The following is a 20938-nucleotide window of genomic DNA, read 5'->3' on the forward strand; positions in this document are numbered from 1 at the left end:
TATTATCCAGGAGCTGTCCCCATGCCCGCCGCCAAACTGCTAAGCGAACTCAAGTCCCTGGGCGTCGAACTCTGGCCCCAGGATGGCCAACTGAAATTCCGCGCGCCCCAGGGCCTGCTCGACACCGAACGCCTGGCGCAACTGCGCGAACACAAACAACAGATCCTGCACCTGCTGGAGATACAGGAACGCCCGCTCGTGCAGGCCGATCCGGCGCAGCACCACACGCCCTTCCCCCTCACCGATGTGCAGAATGCCTACCTGCTGGGCCGCCAATCGTCGTTCGGCTACGGCAATGTCGCCTGCCATGGCTACCTGGAACTGAGCTGGCCAACCCTGGACCCGCAGCAGGTGGAACAGGCCTGGAACCGCCTGATCGCCCGCCACGACATGCTGCGAGCGGTGATCGCCAGCGAAGGTTCGCAGCGTGTGCTGCCCGACGTCGACCACTATCCGCTGGCCATCGCCGATCTGCGTGGCGCCACCCGCGAGCAGCACCAGCACGCGGTGCAACAGATTCGCCAGGCCATGGAGCAGAAGCTCTACCCCACCGAGGTCTGGCCGCTGTTCGAACTGCGTATGAGCCGCAGCGACAACGGCGACACGCTGCACTTCTCCATGGACTCCCTGATCGCCGACTGGGCCAGCGCGCAGCTGCTGTTCAATGAGCTGGAGCTGTTGCTGCAGGATCCCCAGGCAACGTTGCCTGCCCTGGACATCACCTTCCGCGACTATCTACTGGCCGAGCGCAGTTTGCTCGAAGGCAGCCGCCACCAACGTGACCGTGACTACTGGCTGGCCCGCATCGACGCATTGCCCGCCGCTCCACAACTGCCGACGCCCCTGAGCGGCGGAGACACCCGCGTGCCCCGTTTCCAACGGCACTCGGCGCAGCTTGAGTCGCAGCCATGGGCCGCCCTGAAAAGCGCTGCCAGCGAACGCGGCCTTACTCCATCCATCGTGGTGCTGGCGGCCTACGTCGCCACGTTACAACGCTGGAGCCAGCAGCCTGCCTTCAGCCTCAACCTGACATTGCTCAACCGCCTGCCACTGCACCCGCAGGTGGATCGCCTGGTGGGCGACTTCACCTCGGTCAGCCTGTTGCAGGTCAACGATCCCGAAGGGCTGGACTTCACCGCCCAGGCACGCCAGTTGGGCAGCCAATTGTTTGCCGACCTGGAGCACCGGTTGTACTCCGGCATCCAGGTCATGCGCGAAATCGGTCGGCACCGCGGCCGTGAAGCGGCGGCCATGCCGGTGGTCTTCACCAGCGCCATCGGCCTGGGGATCGAGGCACCGCCGGCCAGTCAACGCCGTGTTGGCCACGGCATCACCCAGACGCCGCAGGTCCCCCTCGATTGCCAAGTGATGGATGACGCCAACGGCCTGCACATCCATTGGGACGTGCGCCAAGGCGTCTTCCCCAACGGCCTGGTGGACGACATGCAACAGGCCTTTGTCGCCGAACTGCAGTTGCTCGCCCTCGATCCGGCCGCCTGGGAACATCCGGTGCAAGTGCCGCTGCCGGCCTGGCAGCAGCGTGAACGCCTGGCGGCGAATGCCACCGCCGCCCCGCTGCCCACCGGTCGCCTGCACGACGGCCTGCTGGCCATGGCTTGGGAACATCCTCACGCCCTGGCGGTGATCGATGCCAGTGGCAGCCTGACCTACGCCGCCCTTGCCGAACGCGCACTGGCCGTGGCCGCCACCCTGCGTGAGGTCGGGTGCGACGCGCAGGAACCGGTGGCGATCCTGATGCCCAAGGGTCTCGACCAAGTGGTGGCGGCCTACGGCGTGTTGCTCGCCGGCGGGGCCTATCTGCCCCTGGACAGCAACGCTCCGGCCGCACGCCGCGACCGCGTACTGCTAAGCGCCAAGGTGCGGCATGTGCTGGGGCATTCCCTGGCGCAGCCGAACACGCCGTTGCCCGAGACATTGCAATGGCACGCCGTAGACCGGTTGCCCTCGGCGGGCGCGGATTTCGAGCTGATCGAGGGCGGCCCCGATAACCTCGCCTACGTGATCTACACCTCCGGTTCCACCGGCGAACCCAAGGGCGTGATGATCAGCCATCGCGCCGCGCTCAATACCGTGCAAGACATCAACCGACGCTTCGACGTTAACGCCGATGACCGCGTACTGGGCCTGGCGCAGTTGAGCTTCGACCTGTCGGTGTATGACCTGTTCGGGCCCCTCGCCGTGGGCGCGACCCTGGTGCTGCCCGACCCGGCACGTGGCGCCGACCCGTCGCACTGGGCCGAACTGGTGCAGCGTCATCAGGTCACGCTGTGGAACTCAGTGCCGGCACAACTGCACATGCTCGCCGACTACCTGCACGCCGAACCCCGCCCACTGGACAGCCTGCGCCTGGCCTTGCTGTCCGGTGACTGGATCCCGCTGAACCTGCCACCGCAACTCCAGACGTTGTTGCCCGACCTGAAACTAGTAGGCCTGGGCGGCGCCACCGAAGCCTCGATCTGGTCGAACCTGCACCCCATCGGCGCCATCGATCCGGCGTGGCGCAGCATTCCCTACGGCCTGCCGCTGGCCAACCAGGGCTTTAGGGTACTCGACAGCCACTGGCGTGATGCGCCGACCTGGGTGCCGGGCGACCTGTATATCACCGGTGTCGGCCTGGCCCAGGGCTACCTGGGCGATCCGGCATTGAGCGACGCACGTTTCTTTGCTCACCCGCTCGACGGCCAGCGCCTGTACCGCACCGGTGACCGTGGCCGCTATTTGCCGGGGGGTGAACTGGAATTCCTGGGTCGTGAAGACGGCCAAGTGAAAATTCGCGGCCATCGGGTGGAACTCGGTGAGATCGAGGCCGCACTGCTCGCCACCCCTGGCGTGGACACTGCGGTGAGCCTGGTCAGTGGCGACCTGTTGGCGTTCGTCACCGCTGCACGCGCCGAACCCGAGCCGCTGCCAGGCGCGCCGTTGCTCACGGCGGTCAAACGTTATGCCGACAGCCAGGTGGGCAGTTTCGATGCGCAACAGGTGCGCGAGTACCAGGCTGACCTGAGTGCCGCCGCCTTGAGTTCGATGCTGGAGGTGTTGCTCAAGGCCGGACTTTTCAGCGGCGAACGGGCCGAACCGGACGCTGCCACAATCCTGCACACCTTGCAGGCCGAGCCGCGCCACCATTGGCTGGTTCGCCGCTGGTTGGGGGCGCTGTGCGAGGCTGGTCTGTTGCACTACACCCACTCGCACTACCGCCTCGCGCAACCCGCGCCCAACCCGGCGCTGGCGTGGGGCCGGGTGGAACAGGCGGTCGCCTCGGGGCTGTGCAGCCAGGCGCTGCTCGACTACCAGCTCAACCATGTGTGGCAACTGCCGCAACTGCTCAAGGGCGAGGTCAACCCGTTCGACTTGCTGTTCCCCCAAGGCCAACTGGACCTGGCCTTGCAGCTATACGGCGGGGATGCCGTGTCGCGTTACAACATCCACAGCATCGCTGCGCTGATCAACCGCCTGGCCACCCACCATCAAGGCGACGGCCCGCTGCGCATCATCGAAATTGGCGCCGGTACCGGCGCCACCAGCGCGCCGGTCATCGGCTTGCTCGATGGGCTGGAAGTCGACTACCTGTTTACCGACATGACCGCGTTTTTCCTGCCGGCGGCCAAGCAACGCTTTGCTGAACAGGCCTGGGTACGCTATGGCGTGTTGGACATCGACCAGGACATCCGCCCTCAGGGTTTGGCCAGCAACAGCGTGGATATCGTGCTGTGTGCGGGCATGCTCAACAGCGTCAAGGACATCGACAATGCCCTCGGCCAGATCACCGAGTTGCTCAGCCCTGGCGGCTGGCTGGTGTTCAGCGAACCGACCGGCGAATGGCCGCCGATCCTGCTGACACAGGGCTTCATGATGACACCGGCCAATGGCGACCACGACCAGGGCCACAGTGGCCTGCGCGACGCCGATATCTGGCAGGCGCGGATCAAGGCCTTCGGTGGCGAATGCCTGCCTGCCCTGCCCCAGGCCGATCATCCGCTGGCCGCCCTCGGCATGCAGATATTCGCCGCGCGCTTCAAGGCCGGCGTGCAGCGCCTGAGCGTCGATAGCCTGCGCCGCGCCCTGGCCGAGCGCCTGCCGGACTACATGTTGCCAGCGCACCTGCAGGTACTCGACCGCTTGCCGCTGACCGCCAACGGCAAGGTCGACCGCAAGACCTTGGCCGGCTGGCGCGCTGCCGCCGATGCCCAGGCCTCCAGCAGCCAGGAAGCGCCGAGCGATCCACTCACCGCCGAGTTGTGCCGCCTGTGGGCCGACGCCCTGGGGCTGGCGCAGATCGGCGTCGAGGACAGCTTCTATGAAAAAGGCGCCGACTCGCTGATCCTCGCCCGCGTCGCTGGCCAACTGCGTGAGCAACTGCCCCAGGCCCAAAGCCTGAGCTACGACACCTTGCTGCGCCAGATGCTCAACGAGCCGAATGTCGCCGCCCTCGCGCGCCTGCTCAATCAGGGCGAAGCAACGCCGGGCGCGATTGCCGCCAGCGGTGAAGCGCAACGCTCGTCCAGTAGCAACGCGCTGGTGGTGCCATTTGGCGGGGGTGACGTCGGCCCGGTCCGGGTGATGTTCCACGCCGCCCTCGGCACCCTGGATTATTTCCAGCACCTGGGCCACGCCCTCGCCGACCAGCAGGCCGGTCCGGTGATTGGCTTTGCCGTGGCTGACACCGAACAGTACCTGGCGCTGGAGCCCAAAAGCCTGATCGAGCGCGTGGCCGAGGACTACGCCGAGCGCTTGATTGCCGACGGCCATCAACGTTTTCAGCTGATCGGCTACTGCCTCGGCGGGCTGCTGGCCACTGAGGTTGCCCGGCGCTTGCTCGAACGCGGTATGGAAGTGGTCGACCTGAGCCTGATCGACAGCATCCCGATGTTCATCGACACCGACGAGGAGCTGGCCTACGAGGCGATCTTCGTGCCCAACCTGAACCTGGACCCCGTGAAAACCGTGTTCGGCGCGCACATCGAAGACTACGACGTATACCGCGCCATCGACTTGTTGATGGCTCGCGACAACCGCCGGGTGCCGGCCGGGGCCATGGCGGCATTGAGCGGCGATCCGGCGCTGGACGCGCTGGCGCTGGCGGTCCAACAGCAATCGGCGCGCAGCCAGGAGGAGCGCCTGACCGAATACGCACGCCTGGCCTCGGGCCAGGCCGGGGTGCCGATCGGCCCCGAACTGGTACCGACGCTGTTTCGTGTGTGCCGCCACAGCATGCGGGCGGCGCGGTTCGACCCGCCGCCGTTCCTCGGCAACATGACCTACCTGCGCTGCCTGGAGCAGCAATCGTTCGGCATCACCGGCGGCGTCGGGCATTTGGCCGCACCGTTCTGGGAAGACGCCTGCCTGGGCCGTTTCGAGCTGATCGACGTGCCTGGCAACCACTTCAGCGTGATCGAACCGCCCCACGTCCACACCGTTACTGCGCACCTGCTTGAGGCCCTTCGGAAAAACTCATGACCACTGCCTTGGATACCCTGAAACGCCCGGTCAATCGCCTCATCCGTCTTGGTGTGGCGTTCGCCGCCCTCGGCGCATTGGTCAACCTGGTGCCCTTTATCGGCCTCACCGAACTGGGCCGCTTGCTGTTGGCCGGCAGCGCCGACAGCAAGACCCTGTGGCTGTGGGCCGCGCTGGTGGTGATCGCCCTGAGTTTGGGGTGGATGGCCAGTGGCGTGGCGCTGTGGTTGACCCATGTGGCTGACCACCGGCTGCAATCAAGTTTGCGCGAAGCCATGGTACGCAAGCTCGGGCGCGTGCCGTTGGGCTGGTACACCGACACCACCTCCGGCACCGTGCGCAAGGTGGTGCAGGACGACCTCGAAGACCTGCACCACCTGGTCGCCCACCACGCGGTGGAACTCACCGCGGCCATCGTCACGCCGCTGGCGGGCCTGCTGTGGCTGGCGATGCTGAACTGGCGGCTGGCGCTGCTGGCGGTGCTGACACTGCCCATCTACGCGGTGGCATACACCCTGATGATGCGCGGTTTTGGCGCCAAGATGCAGTTGCTGGACAAGAGCATGACCCGGGTCAGCGCGGCAATTGTCGAGTTCGTGCACGGCATTGCCGTGGTCAAGGCGTTCGGCCAGGTCGGCCAGGCGCACCGTAGCTATCAGCAGGCGGTCAACCAGTTCAGCGAGCAGTATGCCGGCTGGGTCAAGCCTCTGCTGCGCCTGGAAGCCTTTTCCTCGATGGCCTTGAGTGTGCCAGTGATCCTGCTAGTAAGCCTGGGGGTGGGTAGCCTGTTGCTGGCGCACGGTTGGATCACACCGCTGGAGCTGTTCGCCGAAACCCTGGTGGCGGTGGTCATTCCGCAGTCGCTGCTGGTGATCAACCAGAGCCTCACGGCCCAGCGTACGGCCCTGGCGGCAGCGGATCGCATCGAAGCGCTGCTGGACGTTGAGGAATTGCCTTCGCCCAAGGCCTGCGTCCAACCCCAGGGCAGCGACATCCGCTTTGAACAGGTGCAGTTCGGCTACGACGCCGAGCACCTGATCCTCAAGGGCGTTGACCTGCACTGCCCGGCCGGCAGCGTGACCGCATTGGTCGGCGCGTCCGGTGCCGGCAAGTCGACCCTGGCCAAGCTGGTGCCGCGCTTTCATGACGTCAACGCCGGCCGCATCTGCGTGGGCGGCGCCGATGTGCGCGAGATCGACCCGCGCCAGTTGTATCAACACGTGGGCTTCGTGTTGCAGGACGCCCAACTGGTGCACGGCACGGTCGCCGACAACCTGCGCCTGGGCCGCCCGGATGCCAGCGATGCAGAGGTCGAGGCGGCAGCGCGCTCCGCGCAGATCCATGCGCGTATCCAGGCCTTGCCCCGGGGTTATCAATCGGTGATCGGCGAAGATGCGATCTTCTCCGGTGGCGAGGCGCAGCGCGTGTCGATCGCCCGCACGCTGCTGGCCGACACGCCAGTGCTGATCCTCGATGAAGCCACCTCCCACGCCGATCCAGAGTCCGAAGCACTGATCCAGGATGCACTGTCTGCCTTGGCGCGTGGCCGCACGGTGCTGGTGATTGCCCATCGCCTCGCGAGCATTAGCGGGGTCGACCAGATCGTCGTCCTCGACCAGGGCCGCGTGCTGGAAAGCGGCCGCCATGAACACCTGCTGAACGCCAATGGCGCCTATGCCCGACTGTGGCGAGCCGGCACCGAAACCCCTGCCGTGGAGATGTCCCTGTGATTCGCAGCCTTGTGACCTTACTGGGCCCGGCCCATGCCCCGCGCCTCTACCGTTACCTGGCGTGGCTGGTGACCAGCGCCGTGTTGCAAGGCCTGGCCGTGGCGCTGCTGGTGCCGATCCTGCACGCGTTGTTCGCCGGCGACCTTCCCACGGCCACCGCCTGGCTGGCGGGCCTGGCGGCCATGGTGGTGCTGACCTGCATCGCCCACTACCAGCAGGCCATGAAGGGCTTCGCCCTGGCCTTGTTGGTGCTGACGACCTTGCATGATCGTCTCGGCCAGCATCTGGTCAGCCTGCCGTTGGGCTGGTTCAACTCGGAAAAGGTCGGGCGCCTGTCACGCAGCGCTACCAGCGGTACGTTGATGGTCACCGGTTTGTTTGCCCATTACCTGGGGCCGGTGGTGTCCGGGGTGGTGGTGCCGGCCACCGTGGCGCTGACGCTGTTCGTGTTCGACTGGCGCTTGGGCCTGACGGCTGTGTTGTGTGCGCCGCTGATCTACTTCACCCATCACTGGTCGGCCGCCGCCATCGGCAGCAACGATGCGCGAGTGGAAGCCGCCGCGACACTGGCCGGCAACCGGGTGGTGGAGTTCGCCCGCTATCAGCAAGTGCTGCGCGCGTTTGGCCGCACCCAGGACGGCTACGCGCCGTTACAGGCGGCCAATCAGGCGCAAAAGCTGGCGGGTGGTTCGATGCTGTCGCAGACCTTTCCCAAGCTGCTCGCGGGTGGTTTGACCGTGCAGTTGGCCTTTGCGCTACTAGTCGGAGTGGGCATTGCACTGGCGGCTCATGGTGAAATCGATGCGATCCAGTTGGTGGCCCTGCTCGCCCTGGCAGCACGATTCGTGGGGCCATTGGCCGAAGCCGCAGCACGCAGCGGCCTGTTGCGCATGGCCGGCAACGACCTGGATCAATTGGTGAGTATCCTGCGTGAGCCGCCGTTGCCCGAACCCGCCGTCAGCCTGCCCCTGTCAGCACCCGGCAGCCTGGCCTTGGAACACGTGAGCTTCGCCTACCCGAGTGGCCCGACGGTGTTGCGCGACCTGACCTTCAGCGCCCCGGCGCATTCGATGACAGCGATTGTCGGCGCGTCGGGCTCGGGTAAGACCACCGTCACCCGCCTGTTGATGCGTTTTTTCGATACCACAGCGGGTAGCGTCAAGGTCGGCGGCGTGGACGTGCGCGAGCTGTCCAACGCGGCGCTGATGGCACAACTGTCGCTGGTGATGCAGGACGTGTACCTGTTCGACGACAGCCTGGAAGCAAATATCCGCGTGGGCAGCCCGGACGCCAGTGCCCGCGAAGTCGCCGAAGCGGCACGGCTGGCCGGCGTCGATGAAATCGTCGCCCGCCTGCCGCAAGGCTGGAACACGCCGGTGGGCGAAGGTGGCGCATCATTGTCCGGCGGTGAGCGCCAGCGCGTGTCCCTGGCGCGCGCCTTGCTCAAGCGTGCGCCCATCGTGCTGCTGGACGAAGCCACCGCCGCGCTCGACCCGCACAACGAAGCCTTCGTACAGGCCGCGATTCAACGCCTGATGCAACACTCGACCGTGCTGGTGATCGCCCATCGTTTGCCGACCATCATGGCCGCCGACCAGATCCTGGTGCTGGATGAGGGGCGTCTGGTGGAGTCGGGCACCCACGCGCAACTGCTCAGCCTCAACGGTCGTTACGCCGGGTTCTGGCATGACCGTCAGCGCGCCGGTGGCTGGCGCCTGAATGCGCAGGCACAGCCATGCTGATCGGGGTGCTGGGCGCCAGTGGCGACGTCGGCCTGGCCAGCGCACAGGCCTTGTTAAGCCTGGGCCTGCAGGACATGCGCCTGGGCGGGCGTGACGCGCACAACGGCGCGCGCTGCCTGGCGCTGCTCCAGCAACAATGGCCCGACGCACGCCTGCAATGGGCGGCCGTGGACTTCAACGACACGCCGGCCCTGGCCAGGTTCGCCCGTGGCTGCGACCTGCTGCTCAACTGCGCCGGCCCCTCCTGGCGCGTGGCGGACCGTGTCGCGCAGGCCGCCTTGAACGCCGATGCGCATTACGTCGACGCCGCGGGCGATATCCACCTCGACCCGGCTTTATGGCGCGGGCGCAGCGCGGTGCTTGGTGCGGGCCTGCAGCCGGGCCTCACCGGCCTGCTGCCACGCTGGCTGGCGCTGCAGGGGTTTACACGGGTGCTGGGGCTGAACAGCTATTTCGGTCTGCGTGATCGCTTCACGGCGATCGCCGCCGACGACTTCCTGCAAGGGGCGGTAGACGGCTCTAGCGAGCCCTTGGCGGCCTGGCACAACGGCCGTTGCAGCCGCGCACTGCGACGCAGGCGCGATGTGCTGCTGCCGTGTTTCCCCGGGCCGGTGCATGTGCTGCCCTATCTGAACCGGGAAGGCGAACGCTTGGCCAGGGACCTGCGCCTGGAAACAGGCCAGTGGTTCAACGTGATGACCGACGGCCATGTACTCAAGGCCCTCGACCAGACGCACAGTCTGCCGCGTGCCGAAGCGGTGCAACGCTTATGTAGGGCCAGCCAGCTGGACCTCAGTGGCCAGCCATCCTTTGTCACGTTGTTGCTGCAACTCGATGGCCTCTGCGACGACCAGGCGTACACCCGCAGCCTGGTCGTCAGCGGCGCGGGCAATGCGCCTCTGACCGGCGCCATGGCGGCAGTCACGGTGGTGAGTGTGCTCGAAGGCGAAATTCGCCCAGGCTGCCATGACGCCGCGTACGCGTTGCCGCCCGCCGCCAGCCTTGAGCGCCTGCAACGCACTCAGGCGATCCGCGCACTGACCGTGCAGGACCACCCACTCGCACACCTGCAACACGCCGAAGAAGGTTGCCTATGAACACCGCCCTTAACGCACTGGAACAACTGAGCCTGGGTGTCATGGCCGACGTGCTCCTGCGTACCCAGGCCTTGCCGATGCAGGTCTGGCGAACCGCCGCACAGCTTAACCAAGCGATCGGCACCGCACCGCGTCACGCCTGGATCGTGCGGCGCTGGCTCGCGGCGTTGTCGCGAGCCGAAGCCGTGCATGTAGACGGCGAGCGGTTGGCCTGGAATGGCACGCCGCCTCAAGCCGCCATCGGCGATTTGCCAGGGTTGTATGCCGAGCTGGGTTTCCCGTCGAACATGGCGCAACTCCATGCCCAGGTCATCGAGTGCCTGCCCGAGTTGCTGCGCGACCGCGTCGCCGTGGCGCCGCTGCTGGTGCTCGCCGGGGATCCGGTAGCGGTACTCGGTGCGTACCAGCACAACCACTTCACCGCCGCGATCAACCAGGCACTCGCGGCCCGTGCGCGGGAAGCCAGCGCCGCCGACGACGTGTTGCAGGTGCTGGAGCTCGGCGGCGGTGCCGGCTGTACCACGCGTGCCGTGCTGGCAGCCCTGGAGAACCGTGAAAAAGCTTATCGCTTCACTGATATCAGCTCACTGTTCACCGGCGCGGCTCAGCGCGCATTCCGCCTGGAGCCCGGTATGCAATTAGGCCTGCTCGACCTGGACCGCGACTTTAGCGAGCAAGGCATCGCGCCCCGTAGCCAGGACCTGGTGATCGCCGGCAACGTGCTGCACAACGCCTGCGACCTGCCGCGCAGCCTGGCGCGAATCCGCGCTTGCCTGCGCGACGGCGGCACCTTGCTGTTCAGCGAATCCATCGCCGACAACCCGGCGATGCTGACCTTCATGCACCTGTTGCTGTCTCCGCCGGCCGGCGCGCCGCTTAGGGCCACCGACGAGGTGTTCATGCCACCCGAAGTCTGGCGCCAGGCCTTGCACGTCGCGGGCTTTGAGTTGCTCGACCTGTGGCCCGCGGCGACCGACCCGCTGGCCGCCGCCGGACAACGTCTGTTCCATGCCACCGGAGTTTCCCGATGAACGTCGACACCCTGCTGATCGACCTGCCCACTGCGCCCTGGCAACTGCCTGGGTTTACCGACCTGGGCGTTCATCAGTTGGCGCCCGCCCGGCTGCTGGCCTTGCTTGAGCGCCAACGCCCGGCTGTGGTGATGATGAGCGCCGAACAGCTAGAGCGCCTGCTGGATTTCCCCGCACTGGCGTTGAGTGATTTGAGCCACCTGCAACAGGTGCTGTTCGTCAGCCACCGCACGGGTGACTGGCAGCTTGCGGAGCGTGCGGCGGCGCAACTCGATTGCCGCGTGCAAGGTTTCACGGAGCAATGGCACGACTTGGCCAGCGTAAAGCTGGCGCATCAACGCTGGCTTGAGCGCGCTTTGGGCCATCCTCAAGTCCATGCCGTTGCCCTGCACGGCCAGACGCTGTTCGTGGTGCCGCATCCTTGCGCGAGCAGGCCGGTGGACGATCACCTGGCCGCGACCGAGGCCGCCCTCGACCAAGCCTTTGAACCTGCACAACTGGTGGAGTCGGTGCGACTCAATGATCGACTGGGTCACGCCGCGCTCCTCTCCATGCTCAATGGGCTTGAGCAGTGTGGGTTGCTGCCGGCACCGCTTAATGACGTGGCCCACAGCCTGGCACTGGCGGGCATTGCCCCTGGTCACCGGCCGTTGATTGCGCGCTGGCTGGATGTGCTGCAGTCCCAAGGCCTGTTGCAACGCGTCGCCGATCGGTTGCAGCCCACCCTCGACGCGAATGCCTGGAGCGATATCGCCCTGGAAGGTATCTGGGCCCAGTTGAGCGTGGAGTGGGCACGCAACACAGGCGGCAGCGGCACCCTCGACTATGCGCGGGAAAATGCGCGGCAGTTGCCGTTGTTGATGCGCGGTGAGTGTGCGGCGGTGCACCTGTTGTTTCCCGAAGGCCGCACCGAGCGCGCGGCGGCGCTGTACCGCGAGAGCCTCGCAGCGCAATACCAGCACCGCGCCGTCGCGCACTGGATCGGCGCCTGGGCCGCACGCCAGCCGGCCGGTGTGTCGCTGCGCGTGCTGGAAGTCGGCGCCGGCACCGGGTCCACCACCCAAGCGGTGTTGCCCGCCTTGGCGAATGCCAGCGTGGATTATCTGTGCACCGACGTGTCGCGCTACTTCAGCGAGCAAGCCGCCGAGCGGCTCAAGGACTGGCCATGGGTACGTCACGGCGTGTTCGATATCGACCGCCCGGCCCTGGCCCAGGGTTATCCCAGCCAGAGCTGGGACCTGATCGTTGCCGGGGGCGTGCTGAATGCCGCCCGCGACACCGAGCGGTCCCTGGCCACCCTGCTTGCCTTGCTCAAGCCGGGCGGCTGGCTGGTGTTCAGCGAACCGACCCAGGAGGAATTCTGGGTGATGGCCTCCCAGGCTTTCATGCTCAACCAGGCCAGCGACGAACGCCAGCTCAGCAGCGCCACCTTCCTCGACCTGTCGCAGTGGCAAAGCGCATTGGCGCGGGCCGGATTCCACGGCAACCGCAGCCTGCCCGCCGCCACACACCCGCTGGCGCGCCTGGGCCATCGCGTATTCGTGGCCCAGGTCCCGGCCCAACGCCTGAGCCGCGCCGCACTGGCGGCCCATCTGGAAGACTCCGAACTGCAGCTTGAGCTGCTCGACCATTTGCCCGACCTCAGCACCGCCAAGGACTTGCCATGACCCCGCTGGCCTACCCATTCAACCGCTTCACCGACCTCAAGCTGGCGCAACCCTATCGCCATGCCCAACAGGCACCGGGGCTGTTGCGCATCCAGATGCCCATCGGCGCCCCCGCCTGGCTTGCCACTCGCTATGACGACGTACGCCTGGTGCTCGGCGACCGGCGCTTCAGCCGCAGCGAAGCGTTTCGCCGCGACGATAGCCCTCGTGCCTTCCCACGCATCGCCGGTGGCATCGTGATGATGGATCCGCCGCAACTCACACGAATCCGCTCGCGCGCCGCCCAGGCTTTCACTCGCCGCCGCGTCGAAGCCCTGCGTCCCCACGCCCGCGACTACGCCCATCAGTTGATCGACCGCATGCTCGCCGCCGGCCCGCCGGCCGATCTGGTCAACGACTACGCCTTGCCGTTGCCCCTGGCGATGATCTGCGAGCTGCTGGGTGTGCCGGTGCAGGACCGTGACCGTTTCAAGGTGTGGAACGACTCCCTGCTGTCGACCCGCCATGAAGACGCGGATCAGACCCAACTTCACCTGGCCGCGTACATCAAAGGCCTGGTGGCCGAACGTCGACGCGCGCCACGCGATGACTTCATGACCGCCCTGACCCAGGCCGACGAAAAAGGCGAGTCCCTCAACGAGGAGCAATTGCTGCTGCTGTGCATTGCGATCCTGGTCGCCGGTTACGAAGGCAGTGCCTCGCAGATACCCAACTTTATCCAGGTGCTGCTGGACAATCCCGCGCAGTGGCAACAGCTCAAGGCCGATCCCGAGCAGATACCGCAGGCGGTCGAAGAGCTGCTGCGCTACATCCCGCTGGCCTCGGCGGCGATGTTTGTGCACTACGCGCTGGAAGACATTCAGGTCGGTGAAACCCTGGTGCGCCAGGGCGACGCGGTGTTCGCCTCGATCGGCGCCGCCAACCATGACCCGGCCCGCTTTGAAAACCCAGAGGCGCTGGACCTGCAACGGGATGCCAGAGGCCATTTCGGCTTCGGCCACGGCCTGCATCACTGCATCGGCTCAGCCCTGGCGCGGGTCGAATTGCAGGAGGCGCTGCACGTCCTGATGGTGCGCCTGCCCAGCCTGCAGCGCTGTGGCGACGTGCAATGGAAAACCGCGACGTTCTTTCGCGGCGCCCACTGCCTGCCGGTGACCTGGTCATGAGCCGCCCGACTGCACGCAAACGCGTGATCGTCGCCGGCACTGCGTTTGGCCGGATCTACCTGCAAGCGCTGGCACGCGCCCAGGCCGACTATGAACTGATGGGCATCCTGTCACGCGGCAATGCCTACTCGCGCGCCTGCGCCGCGCACTATGGCGTACCGTTGTACGAGGCGGTGGAGCACGTGCCGGATGACGTCGACATCGCCTGCGTTGTGGTGCGCTCCGGCGCCACAGGCGGCGCCGGCAGCGAGCTGGCCCAACAGCTGCTGCGACGCGGTATCCACGTGCTGCAGGAACACCCGGTGCACCACCGCGAAATCACGGCGTGCATGCAGGCCGCTCGTCAAGGCCAGGCAGCCTACGCGGTAAACACGCTATACCCGAACATCCTCGCGATCCGGCGCTTTCTCGCCGTGGCCGAGTACCTGCGCGAACAGCAAGGGCTGGCGTACATAGACGCGGTTTGCAACAGCCAGGTGGCCTACCCGCTGCTGGACATTCTCGGGCGCCTGGCCGGTGGCCTACGGCCCTGGGTGTTCGCGGCACCAGCCGCCGGGGTCGGGGCGCAACCCTTCATGCGGCTCAACGCGAGTTTCAACGGTGTGCCGATCAGCCTGCGCATTCAGAACCAGGTGCACCCCCAGGACCCGGACAACCATTCCTTCCTGTTGCATCGCCTCGAAGTGGGCTGCGAAGCCGGCGTGCTGAGCCTGGGCGACACCCATGGCCCGGTACTGTGGAACCCGCGCCTGCATGCCCCACGGGACAACACCGACCGCCTGATCATGGCCGGCCCCGGCAGCGAACGCCTGGCCGGGCCGACGATGGTGGTGCTCGACCCGCAGATTCCAGCGAGCTATCACCAGGTGTTCAACCAGCTCTGGCCCGACGCGGTCAGCCTTGCGCTGGGTGAACTGTGTCGCGACATCGCCGACCCCACACGCCGCCTACGCAGCGGCGTGTGGGCCACCGAGGTGTCCATGGCCTGGCGCGAAATGAACGGCCTGATCGGCATGCCCGAACTGATCGAGCCCAGGGTGCCGCGTGCGCTGTCACTGGCCGAACTCCATGCCCGTGCCGACGCCGTACAACCCCCTTGCGGTGACGACACCGCCCAACTGCTGGGAGCCCTGCCGTTTTGAACACTGCCCAATCCTCTTCCGCCTGCAGCCATGTGCTGCTGTGGGTGCGCGACTTGCATCAGGCCGTGGCGAATTTTCGCGCCGCCGGCTTCGAGGTCACTTACGCCACTGCCGAAGCCAGCGCACAACACGCGCACATCTGGTTCAGCCAGGGGCCGATCATCGAACTGTTGACCACGCCGCGCCATGCCTGGCTGTTCAAGTGGCCCATTGACTGCCTGGCCGGCCGGGGTGCCGGACGGCGCATGTTGCGCTGGGCCGCCCAGGGCGAAGGCTTCTGCGATCTGGCCCTGCTCTGCGAAGATCCGGCCCTGGCGCCTCGCCTCAAGGGTCTGGCGGCTTGCGGGGTCAGCATGGGACGTACGGTGAATTGGCGGCGCACCTGCGCCGATGGCAGTCAGACGCGCTTTCGTTTCGTGTACCCGCGCCATGATCGCTTGCCCTTCCTGGTCACGCCCTACTCACCGTCCCAGCACCCGGCGCACAGGGTCCACCCCAATGGCGCTACCGGGTTGGCCGCGGTTCATTTGGGCGTACACCCCGACGACAGAACCGCCCTCGACCTGCTGGCTGGCGATGATCCGCTGCTGCGCCTGCAACCGGCCACGCACACCGGCGTACAGGCGGTGCAAGTCACCGGCCTTACGCACCCGCTGAATCTGCACGGTGCCCAGTTGCTGGGCTGCCCGACTGCCCAAGGAGATTGCCATGCTTGATGGATGCACAGACTGGCCCGACGACTTTATTCGCCGCTACCGTGAGCAAGGCTACTGGCGCGGCGTGCCCTTGGGCGAACTGCTGCGCGGGCAGGCCCGGCGCACGCCAAACAAGGAGGCGCTGGTAGACGGCTCGCGGCGCTGGAGCTACGCCGAGCTCGACCATCAGGCCGACCGCCTGGCCGCCGGCCTTGCCGAGCGCGGGCTGGTGGCTGGCCAGCGGGTGCTCGTGCAGTTGCCGAATATCGCCGAGTTCTTCAGCCTGACCTTCGCCCTGCTGCGTGTGGGCGTGATCCCGGTGTTTGCGCTGCCGGCCCATCGCGAACATGAACTGGCGCACCTGGCGCACCTCAGCCAGGCAGTCGCCTATGTGATTGTCGATCAGCATCTGGGCTTCGACTATCGCCCGTTGGCGCGCACACTGCGCGAGCAAGTGCCGAGCCTGCAACAGGTGTGGGTGGTCGGTGCCGCCGAGGAATTCGTGCCGCTGGCGCAGTGCGTAGCCAGCCCGCGCGAACTGCCTCCGCCGGATTCACGGGAGGTGGCGGTGCTGCTGTTGTCAGGCGGCACCACCGGCCTGCCCAAAATGATCCCGCGCACCCATGACGACTACGCGTGCAATGCGCGCCTGGCCGCCCAGGCGTGTGGGTTCGATGCCAATACCCGATACCTCGCCGCACTGCCGGTGGCGCACAACTTCCCCCTCGCCTCTCCTGGTGCTTTGGGCGTGTTCAGTGTCGGCGCTACCCTGGTGCTGGCGCCGGAACCGAGCCCGGACACCGCCTTTGAGCTGATCGAACGCGAACGCATCACCCACACCGCCCTGATCCCACCGCTGGTGCTGCTGTGGCTGGAAGTCGCGCAGTGGTCCGATAACGACCTGGGCAGCCTGCAATGGCTGCAGGTCGGCGGCGCCCGGCTCAAGGCCGAGATCGCCGCACGCATCCACCCGGTCCTGGGCTGCGGCCTGCAACAGGTGTACGGCATGGCCGAGGGCTTGCTGTGCTTCACGCCACTGGATGATCCGCAGGCGCGGGTGTTCGACACCCAGGGGCTGCCGCTGACCGCCGACGACGAGATCCGCATTGTCGACGCCGACGACCAGTCGGTGGCCCCTGGTGCCGTCGGTGAATTGCTGGTGCGTGGGCCCTACACCATTCGCGGCTATTACAACGCCGCCGAGCAGAACCAGCGCGCGTTTACCGCCGACGGTTTTTACCGCAGCGGCGACTCGGTGCGACGCCTGCCCGAGGGGCATCTGATCGTCGAGGGACGCAGCAAGGATGTGATCAATCGCGGTGGCGAGAAAATCCCCGTGGAAGAGATCGAAAACCTGCTGCTCGGGCATCCGCTGATTCGCGATGTGGCGCTGGTGGCCCTGGCCGACGAGTTGCTCGGGGAGCGCAGTTGCGCCTGCGTGCTGGCCCACGGCGAGCGGGTCGACCTGGCCTCGATCAACGCCTGGTTGCGGGAACGCGGGCTGGCCGCCTACAAATTGCCGGATCGCTTGCAGGTGCTGCGCGAGTTCCCGCTGACACGCCTCGGCAAGGTTAACCGCAAGGCCCTGGCGGAGCAGGTGCTGGCGCTATGAGCGGCGTTGCATCGCCCTGGCTGCGCGTGCTGCGAGAAAGCGAACAGGCGCGGGCGCGTCTGGTGTGCCTGGCCCATGCCGGGGGCAGCGCGAGTTTCTTTCGCCCGTGGCTGGCACACCTGCCGGGAGATATCGACCTGTTGGCCGTGCAGTATCCGGGGCGTGAAGAGCGTTTCAACGAAGCCCATATCCCGTGCCTGGACAGCCTCGCCGGGCACATTACCGAAGCGCTGCAAACGCTTCCCGCCCGGCCCTTGCTGCTGTTCGGCCACAGCATGGGCGCGGCGCTCGCTTACGCCGTGGGGGTGCGCCTGCAAGCAGCAGGTTCTGGAGCCGCCCATGTGTTTGTCTCGGGCCACGCGCCTCCACATCGACAACCGCCCAGTGACCTGCACCGCCAGGACGACGATGCGCTGGTCGCCGACATCCTGCGCCAGGACGCCGACGCCGCCGGCCTGTGGGCCAACCCGCAACTGCGTGCGTTGTTCTTGCCGACCCTGCGCAGCGACTACCAGGCCATCGAAACCTGGCGGCCTGCGCGCCTCGCACCACTGGCGGCACCACTCGACGTACTGCTGGCCCGAGATGACACGCAAGTCAGCCTCGAACAGGCCCGCGCCTGGGCCGACCTTAGCGACCACACCCCGGATATCCGCCTGTTCGACGGCGACCACTTTTACCTCAGGCATCAGCCGCGACCGGTGATCCGTCACCTGTTGCGTCGCACCGCCGACCATCAGGGAGACTCGGTATGAAAACCCCAGAACACTGCACTGGCCTTTCGGACATTCGTCATGCCATCGACAGCCTCGACCAGCAAATCATCGACGCCCTCGGCCTGCGCATGCAGTACGTCAAGGCCGCCTCCGCGTTCAAGCCTGACCAGGCCAGCATCGCCGCTCCGGAGCGCGTCGCGACGATGTTGCCGCAGCGCCGGCAATGGGCGCAGGCCGCCGGGTTGGACGGTGAATTTATCGAAGGGCTGTTCAACCAGATTATCCACTGGTACATCGCCGAGCAGACCGCCTTCTGGCTACAGAAAAAGAGCAAGGTCGTATGAACGCGGCCGCATTGCTCAAGGTGTTCCAGACCGCGCACCAGCGTGCGGTGGCGTATCAACGGCCAGTCATCGCGGTTTCTTCGCACGCCGCACCGACGCTGGAGGCCGTGGCCCTTTACGAAGCCCACCGGCAGGGTTTTTTCTGGTGCGCGCACTCGCCGGACCTGACGCTGTTCGGTCTTGGCTGCGCCTGGCAGATCGAGGCCAGCGGCGCCCAGCGCATGCTAGAAGTAAACCGCCAATGGTTCGCACTGTGCGCCGACGCGGTGATCGATGGGCCCAAGGCGCCTTTGCTGCTGGGCGGCATGCGCTTCGATGAACAGCGGCCATGCGCGCCACATTGGGCCGCCTTCGCTGACGCCAGTTTTCATCTGGCCCATTGGCTGCTCAGCGAAGACGCCGACGGCCGCTGGCTGCGCTGCCAGCGGGTAGTCGAACCTGGCAGCGACCCGGCGGCATTGATCCGCGACAGCCTCGCGGCCTACGCACAACTGCTCAACCCTCCCGCCTTGGCCGCCACCTCATCCAAAGTACTCGAATGCACCGCGCTGCCTTCACCGCAGTGGCAAGCCAAGGTGGACCAGGCGTTGCAAGCCATCGCCGCTGGCGAGCTGAGCAAGGTGGTGCTGGCGCGGCATGTCGACTATCAACTGGACGCGCCCCTCGACAGCGGTGCGGTGATGCGTCGGCTACACGCCCGTCGCAACGCTGCCCACTTGTTCGCCCTGCATCGTGGCGGGCACTGCTTCATGGGCGCCACGCCCGAGCGGCTGCTCAGTTGCCATGACGCCCGCCTGACCACCCACGCCCTGGCGGGCAGTGCGCGACGCGGCATCAATGCCGACCAGGATCACGCCATAGGCGAACGCTTGCTCGCCGACCCCAAGGAGCAGCACGAACACCAGTTAGTGGTGCAGACCATCACCCAGGCCCTGACCGGCAAGGTCAGCGAACTGCAGGCCGCGCCGCGCCCCGGCTTGCTGAAACTGGCCACGGTGCAGCACTTGAGCACGCCCATCGCTGCGCGGCTCAACACCGGCAAACACCTGCTGGACGGCGTGCAGGCGCTGCATCCCACGCCGGCGGTCGGTGGTTTGCCAAGAACCACAGCCATGAGCTTCATCCGTCGCCACGAAGGCTTTGACCGAGGTTGGTATGCGGGGCCCGTGGGCTGGCTGGACTCAAAAGGTAATGGAGATTTCGTGGTAGCCCTGCGTTCTGCGCTAATCACGCATCAACACTGTCATTTGTTCGCAGGGTGCGGGATCGTTCATGGTTCATGGCCTGCCGATGAGTATGAAGAGACTCAGATCAAACTTGCCAGCATGGAAGAAGCATTACTGCTGTTTCCATGCCGATCAATATCTAGCAGAGAAGTATAGCTACAACTGGATAACGTTCCACTTGAAGACTATGAAAATCTTCTTGGAGCACGTGTCGAACTTAAGTGAATTTTCTACCACCACCTAAACGCGACTGAACGTACTTCAGATTTTCTACTGAATGAATTATCTGCTCACTTGATGCTGCCTCCAAACTCATTCGGAACAGCATCATGTTGACTAAAAACATCCGCAGTTTTTTGCTACTTCCAATAGCATTGACCTATAACAGTAGCTATGCCGTTTCCGCCCCAGAGCAGGTCCAGCTCTGTCTTATCCAGCAGCAACTCGACACCATCGAACGCCTTGTGACACGAGCTAAGACAGCCAACACGGCTGAACCCGATGTCCGTTACCGTTTCGACTATCCCCGCCTGTCTCAGGACATCCAACGTATTCGCCAGGGTGTGCAGGGCTATCTCTCCCCCGCCCGTGCTCAACCTCGCGATCCTGGTGAACTGATCGGCGACTACCGCCTCGACACTCCGCCCGTGGAGTTATCGCCATGAGCTTGACTGACGCTCAGACCGCAGCCTTTCAAAACGCCTCCGGTTTTTCGACACAAAGCAGTTCGGCGCTTTGGATCTCCATGGTTCTGGTTCTGGCTTTGCTTTGGTGCGCCTGGGTGATGTGGACGGCTTACCGGGGTTGGGCCACCGGCAGTGTGCGCTTCGGCGCGCTTGGCGGAAGTACCGCACGCGTGCTGCTCACCTTGTTGGTCCTGATGTTCTTCACCCTGTCCTAACCCAGGAGATCGCCACCATGCTCAAGTGCTTTGCCCCTCTGAAAAACAATCTGCGAGATCGTGCCAGCCAACGCTTGATCGGTCTGCTGCTGGTACTCGGCCCAAGCCTAGCTTTCGCCGAGCTCCCCACCATGGAAGCCCCTTCGCGCGGTGAAGGATCCGGGTTGATCGAAACGATCAAAAACTACGCCTACGACGGCGGTATCCTGCTTGGTCTGCTGATCGCCCTGCTCGCGTTTCTCGGTGTGGCCTGGCATTCACTGACGGTTTATGCCGACGTGCAGAATCAGCGCAAGACCTGGAAGGACCTCGGTGCCGTAGTCGGCATCGGAGCACTGTTGGTGGTGATCATCATCTGGTTTCTGACCAAGGCTGCAGCAATTCTGTGAGG

At 65.7% G+C, this 20938-nt stretch carries 16 protein-coding genes; all 16 read left to right on the forward strand.

The window, feature by feature from the left end; genetic code table 11:
* Positions 1-21 precede the first annotated feature (21 nt).
* The 16 genes from AOA60_RS31630 to AOA60_RS31705 all read left to right on the forward strand — a co-directional run bounded on the left by AOA60_RS31630 (position 22) and on the right by AOA60_RS31705 (position 20936).
* Positions 22-5478, forward strand: a complete 5457-nt coding sequence (locus tag AOA60_RS31630; protein WP_099587625.1) for a non-ribosomal peptide synthetase — start codon at positions 22-24, stop codon at positions 5476-5478.
* Positions 5475-7208 (forward strand): ABC transporter ATP-binding protein, encoded by a 1734-nt coding sequence (locus tag AOA60_RS31635; RefSeq protein WP_099587626.1) that lies wholly within the window; start codon positions 5475-5477, stop codon positions 7206-7208. Before AOA60_RS31630 ends, AOA60_RS31635 begins: the two co-directional genes overlap by 4 nt.
* Entirely contained in the window at positions 7205-8950 is a 1746-nt protein-coding gene (locus tag AOA60_RS31640) for an ABC transporter ATP-binding protein (RefSeq protein WP_099587627.1), read from the forward strand. Before AOA60_RS31635 ends, AOA60_RS31640 begins: the two co-directional genes overlap by 4 nt.
* Positions 8944-10047: a saccharopine dehydrogenase NADP-binding domain-containing protein gene (locus AOA60_RS31645; RefSeq protein WP_099587628.1), complete on the forward strand. Its 1104-nt coding sequence runs from the start codon at positions 8944-8946 to the stop codon at positions 10045-10047. Before AOA60_RS31640 ends, AOA60_RS31645 begins: the two co-directional genes overlap by 7 nt.
* Positions 10044-11078, forward strand: a complete 1035-nt coding sequence (locus tag AOA60_RS31650; protein WP_099587629.1) for a class I SAM-dependent methyltransferase — start codon at positions 10044-10046, stop codon at positions 11076-11078. The genes AOA60_RS31645 and AOA60_RS31650 overlap by 4 nt, the downstream gene beginning before the upstream one ends.
* On the forward strand, positions 11075-12745 hold the full coding sequence (locus AOA60_RS31655; RefSeq protein ID WP_099587630.1) for a class I SAM-dependent methyltransferase: 1671 nt from the start codon (positions 11075-11077) through the stop codon (positions 12743-12745). Before AOA60_RS31650 ends, AOA60_RS31655 begins: the two co-directional genes overlap by 4 nt.
* Positions 12742-13911: a cytochrome P450 gene (locus AOA60_RS31660; RefSeq protein WP_099587631.1), complete on the forward strand. Its 1170-nt coding sequence runs from the start codon at positions 12742-12744 to the stop codon at positions 13909-13911. Before AOA60_RS31655 ends, AOA60_RS31660 begins: the two co-directional genes overlap by 4 nt.
* Positions 13854-15053 (forward strand): Gfo/Idh/MocA family oxidoreductase, encoded by a 1200-nt coding sequence (locus AOA60_RS31665; protein WP_256592915.1) that lies wholly within the window; start codon positions 13854-13856, stop codon positions 15051-15053. The genes AOA60_RS31660 and AOA60_RS31665 overlap by 58 nt, the downstream gene beginning before the upstream one ends.
* Positions 15050-15769 carry a VOC family protein gene (locus AOA60_RS31670; RefSeq protein WP_099587633.1) on the forward strand — a complete coding sequence of 240 codons (720 nt, stop codon included), beginning with the start codon at positions 15050-15052 and terminating at the stop codon, positions 15767-15769. Before AOA60_RS31665 ends, AOA60_RS31670 begins: the two co-directional genes overlap by 4 nt.
* Entirely contained in the window at positions 15762-17360 is a 1599-nt protein-coding gene (locus tag AOA60_RS31675; protein ID WP_099587634.1) for a (2,3-dihydroxybenzoyl)adenylate synthase, read from the forward strand. The genes AOA60_RS31670 and AOA60_RS31675 overlap by 8 nt, the downstream gene beginning before the upstream one ends.
* Positions 17357-18115: a thioesterase II family protein gene (locus AOA60_RS31680; protein ID WP_099587635.1), complete on the forward strand. Its 759-nt coding sequence runs from the start codon at positions 17357-17359 to the stop codon at positions 18113-18115. The genes AOA60_RS31675 and AOA60_RS31680 overlap by 4 nt, the downstream gene beginning before the upstream one ends.
* Positions 18112-18420 (forward strand): isochorismate lyase, encoded by a 309-nt coding sequence (locus AOA60_RS31685; protein WP_076953687.1) that lies wholly within the window; start codon positions 18112-18114, stop codon positions 18418-18420. The genes AOA60_RS31680 and AOA60_RS31685 overlap by 4 nt, the downstream gene beginning before the upstream one ends.
* A complete protein-coding gene (locus AOA60_RS31690) occupies positions 18417-19802 on the forward strand; it encodes an isochorismate synthase (protein ID WP_099587636.1) in 1386 nt (461 codons plus the stop codon). The genes AOA60_RS31685 and AOA60_RS31690 overlap by 4 nt, the downstream gene beginning before the upstream one ends.
* Before the next feature lie 173 nt (positions 19803-19975).
* Positions 19976-20311, forward strand: a complete 336-nt coding sequence (locus AOA60_RS31695; RefSeq protein ID WP_099587637.1) for an RAQPRD family integrative conjugative element protein — start codon at positions 19976-19978, stop codon at positions 20309-20311.
* Entirely contained in the window at positions 20308-20547 is a 240-nt protein-coding gene (locus AOA60_RS31700; protein WP_099587638.1) for a TIGR03758 family integrating conjugative element protein, read from the forward strand. Before AOA60_RS31695 ends, AOA60_RS31700 begins: the two co-directional genes overlap by 4 nt.
* 17 nt (positions 20548-20564) lie before the next feature.
* Positions 20565-20936 carry a TIGR03745 family integrating conjugative element membrane protein gene (locus AOA60_RS31705; protein ID WP_046509162.1) on the forward strand — a complete coding sequence of 124 codons (372 nt, stop codon included), beginning with the start codon at positions 20565-20567 and terminating at the stop codon, positions 20934-20936.
* Positions 20937-20938: the final 2 nt, after the last annotated feature.

This window comes from Pseudomonas sp. 2822-17, from assembly GCF_002742485.1.
GTDB lineage: Bacteria > Pseudomonadota > Gammaproteobacteria > Pseudomonadales > Pseudomonadaceae > Aquipseudomonas > Aquipseudomonas cyclaminis.

What these genes read in the sequence shown, in the direction of transcription:
- AOA60_RS31630 (WP_099587625.1), top strand. Translation starts at nt 22, where the DNA reads ATGCCCGCCGCCAAACTGCTAAGCGAACTCAAGTCCCTGGGCGTCGAA.
- AOA60_RS31635 (WP_099587626.1), top strand. Translation starts at nt 5,475, where the DNA reads ATGACCACTGCCTTGGATACCCTGAAACGCCCGGTCAATCGCCTCATC.
- AOA60_RS31645 (WP_099587628.1), top strand. Translation starts at nt 8,944, where the DNA reads ATGCTGATCGGGGTGCTGGGCGCCAGTGGCGACGTCGGCCTGGCCAGC.
- AOA60_RS31650 (WP_099587629.1), top strand. Translation starts at nt 10,044, where the DNA reads ATGAACACCGCCCTTAACGCACTGGAACAACTGAGCCTGGGTGTCATG.
- AOA60_RS31655 (WP_099587630.1), top strand. Translation starts at nt 11,075, where the DNA reads ATGAACGTCGACACCCTGCTGATCGACCTGCCCACTGCGCCCTGGCAA.
- AOA60_RS31660 (WP_099587631.1), top strand. Translation starts at nt 12,742, where the DNA reads ATGACCCCGCTGGCCTACCCATTCAACCGCTTCACCGACCTCAAGCTG.
- AOA60_RS31665 (WP_256592915.1), top strand. Translation starts at nt 13,854, where the DNA reads ATGGAAAACCGCGACGTTCTTTCGCGGCGCCCACTGCCTGCCGGTGAC.
- AOA60_RS31675 (WP_099587634.1), top strand. Translation starts at nt 15,762, where the DNA reads ATGCTTGATGGATGCACAGACTGGCCCGACGACTTTATTCGCCGCTAC.
- AOA60_RS31680 (WP_099587635.1), top strand. Translation starts at nt 17,357, where the DNA reads ATGAGCGGCGTTGCATCGCCCTGGCTGCGCGTGCTGCGAGAAAGCGAA.
- AOA60_RS31685 (WP_076953687.1), top strand. Translation starts at nt 18,112, where the DNA reads ATGAAAACCCCAGAACACTGCACTGGCCTTTCGGACATTCGTCATGCC.
- AOA60_RS31690 (WP_099587636.1), top strand. Translation starts at nt 18,417, where the DNA reads ATGAACGCGGCCGCATTGCTCAAGGTGTTCCAGACCGCGCACCAGCGT.
- AOA60_RS31695 (WP_099587637.1), top strand. Translation starts at nt 19,976, where the DNA reads ATGTTGACTAAAAACATCCGCAGTTTTTTGCTACTTCCAATAGCATTG.
- AOA60_RS31700 (WP_099587638.1), top strand. Translation starts at nt 20,308, where the DNA reads ATGAGCTTGACTGACGCTCAGACCGCAGCCTTTCAAAACGCCTCCGGT.
- AOA60_RS31705 (WP_046509162.1), top strand. Translation starts at nt 20,565, where the DNA reads ATGCTCAAGTGCTTTGCCCCTCTGAAAAACAATCTGCGAGATCGTGCC.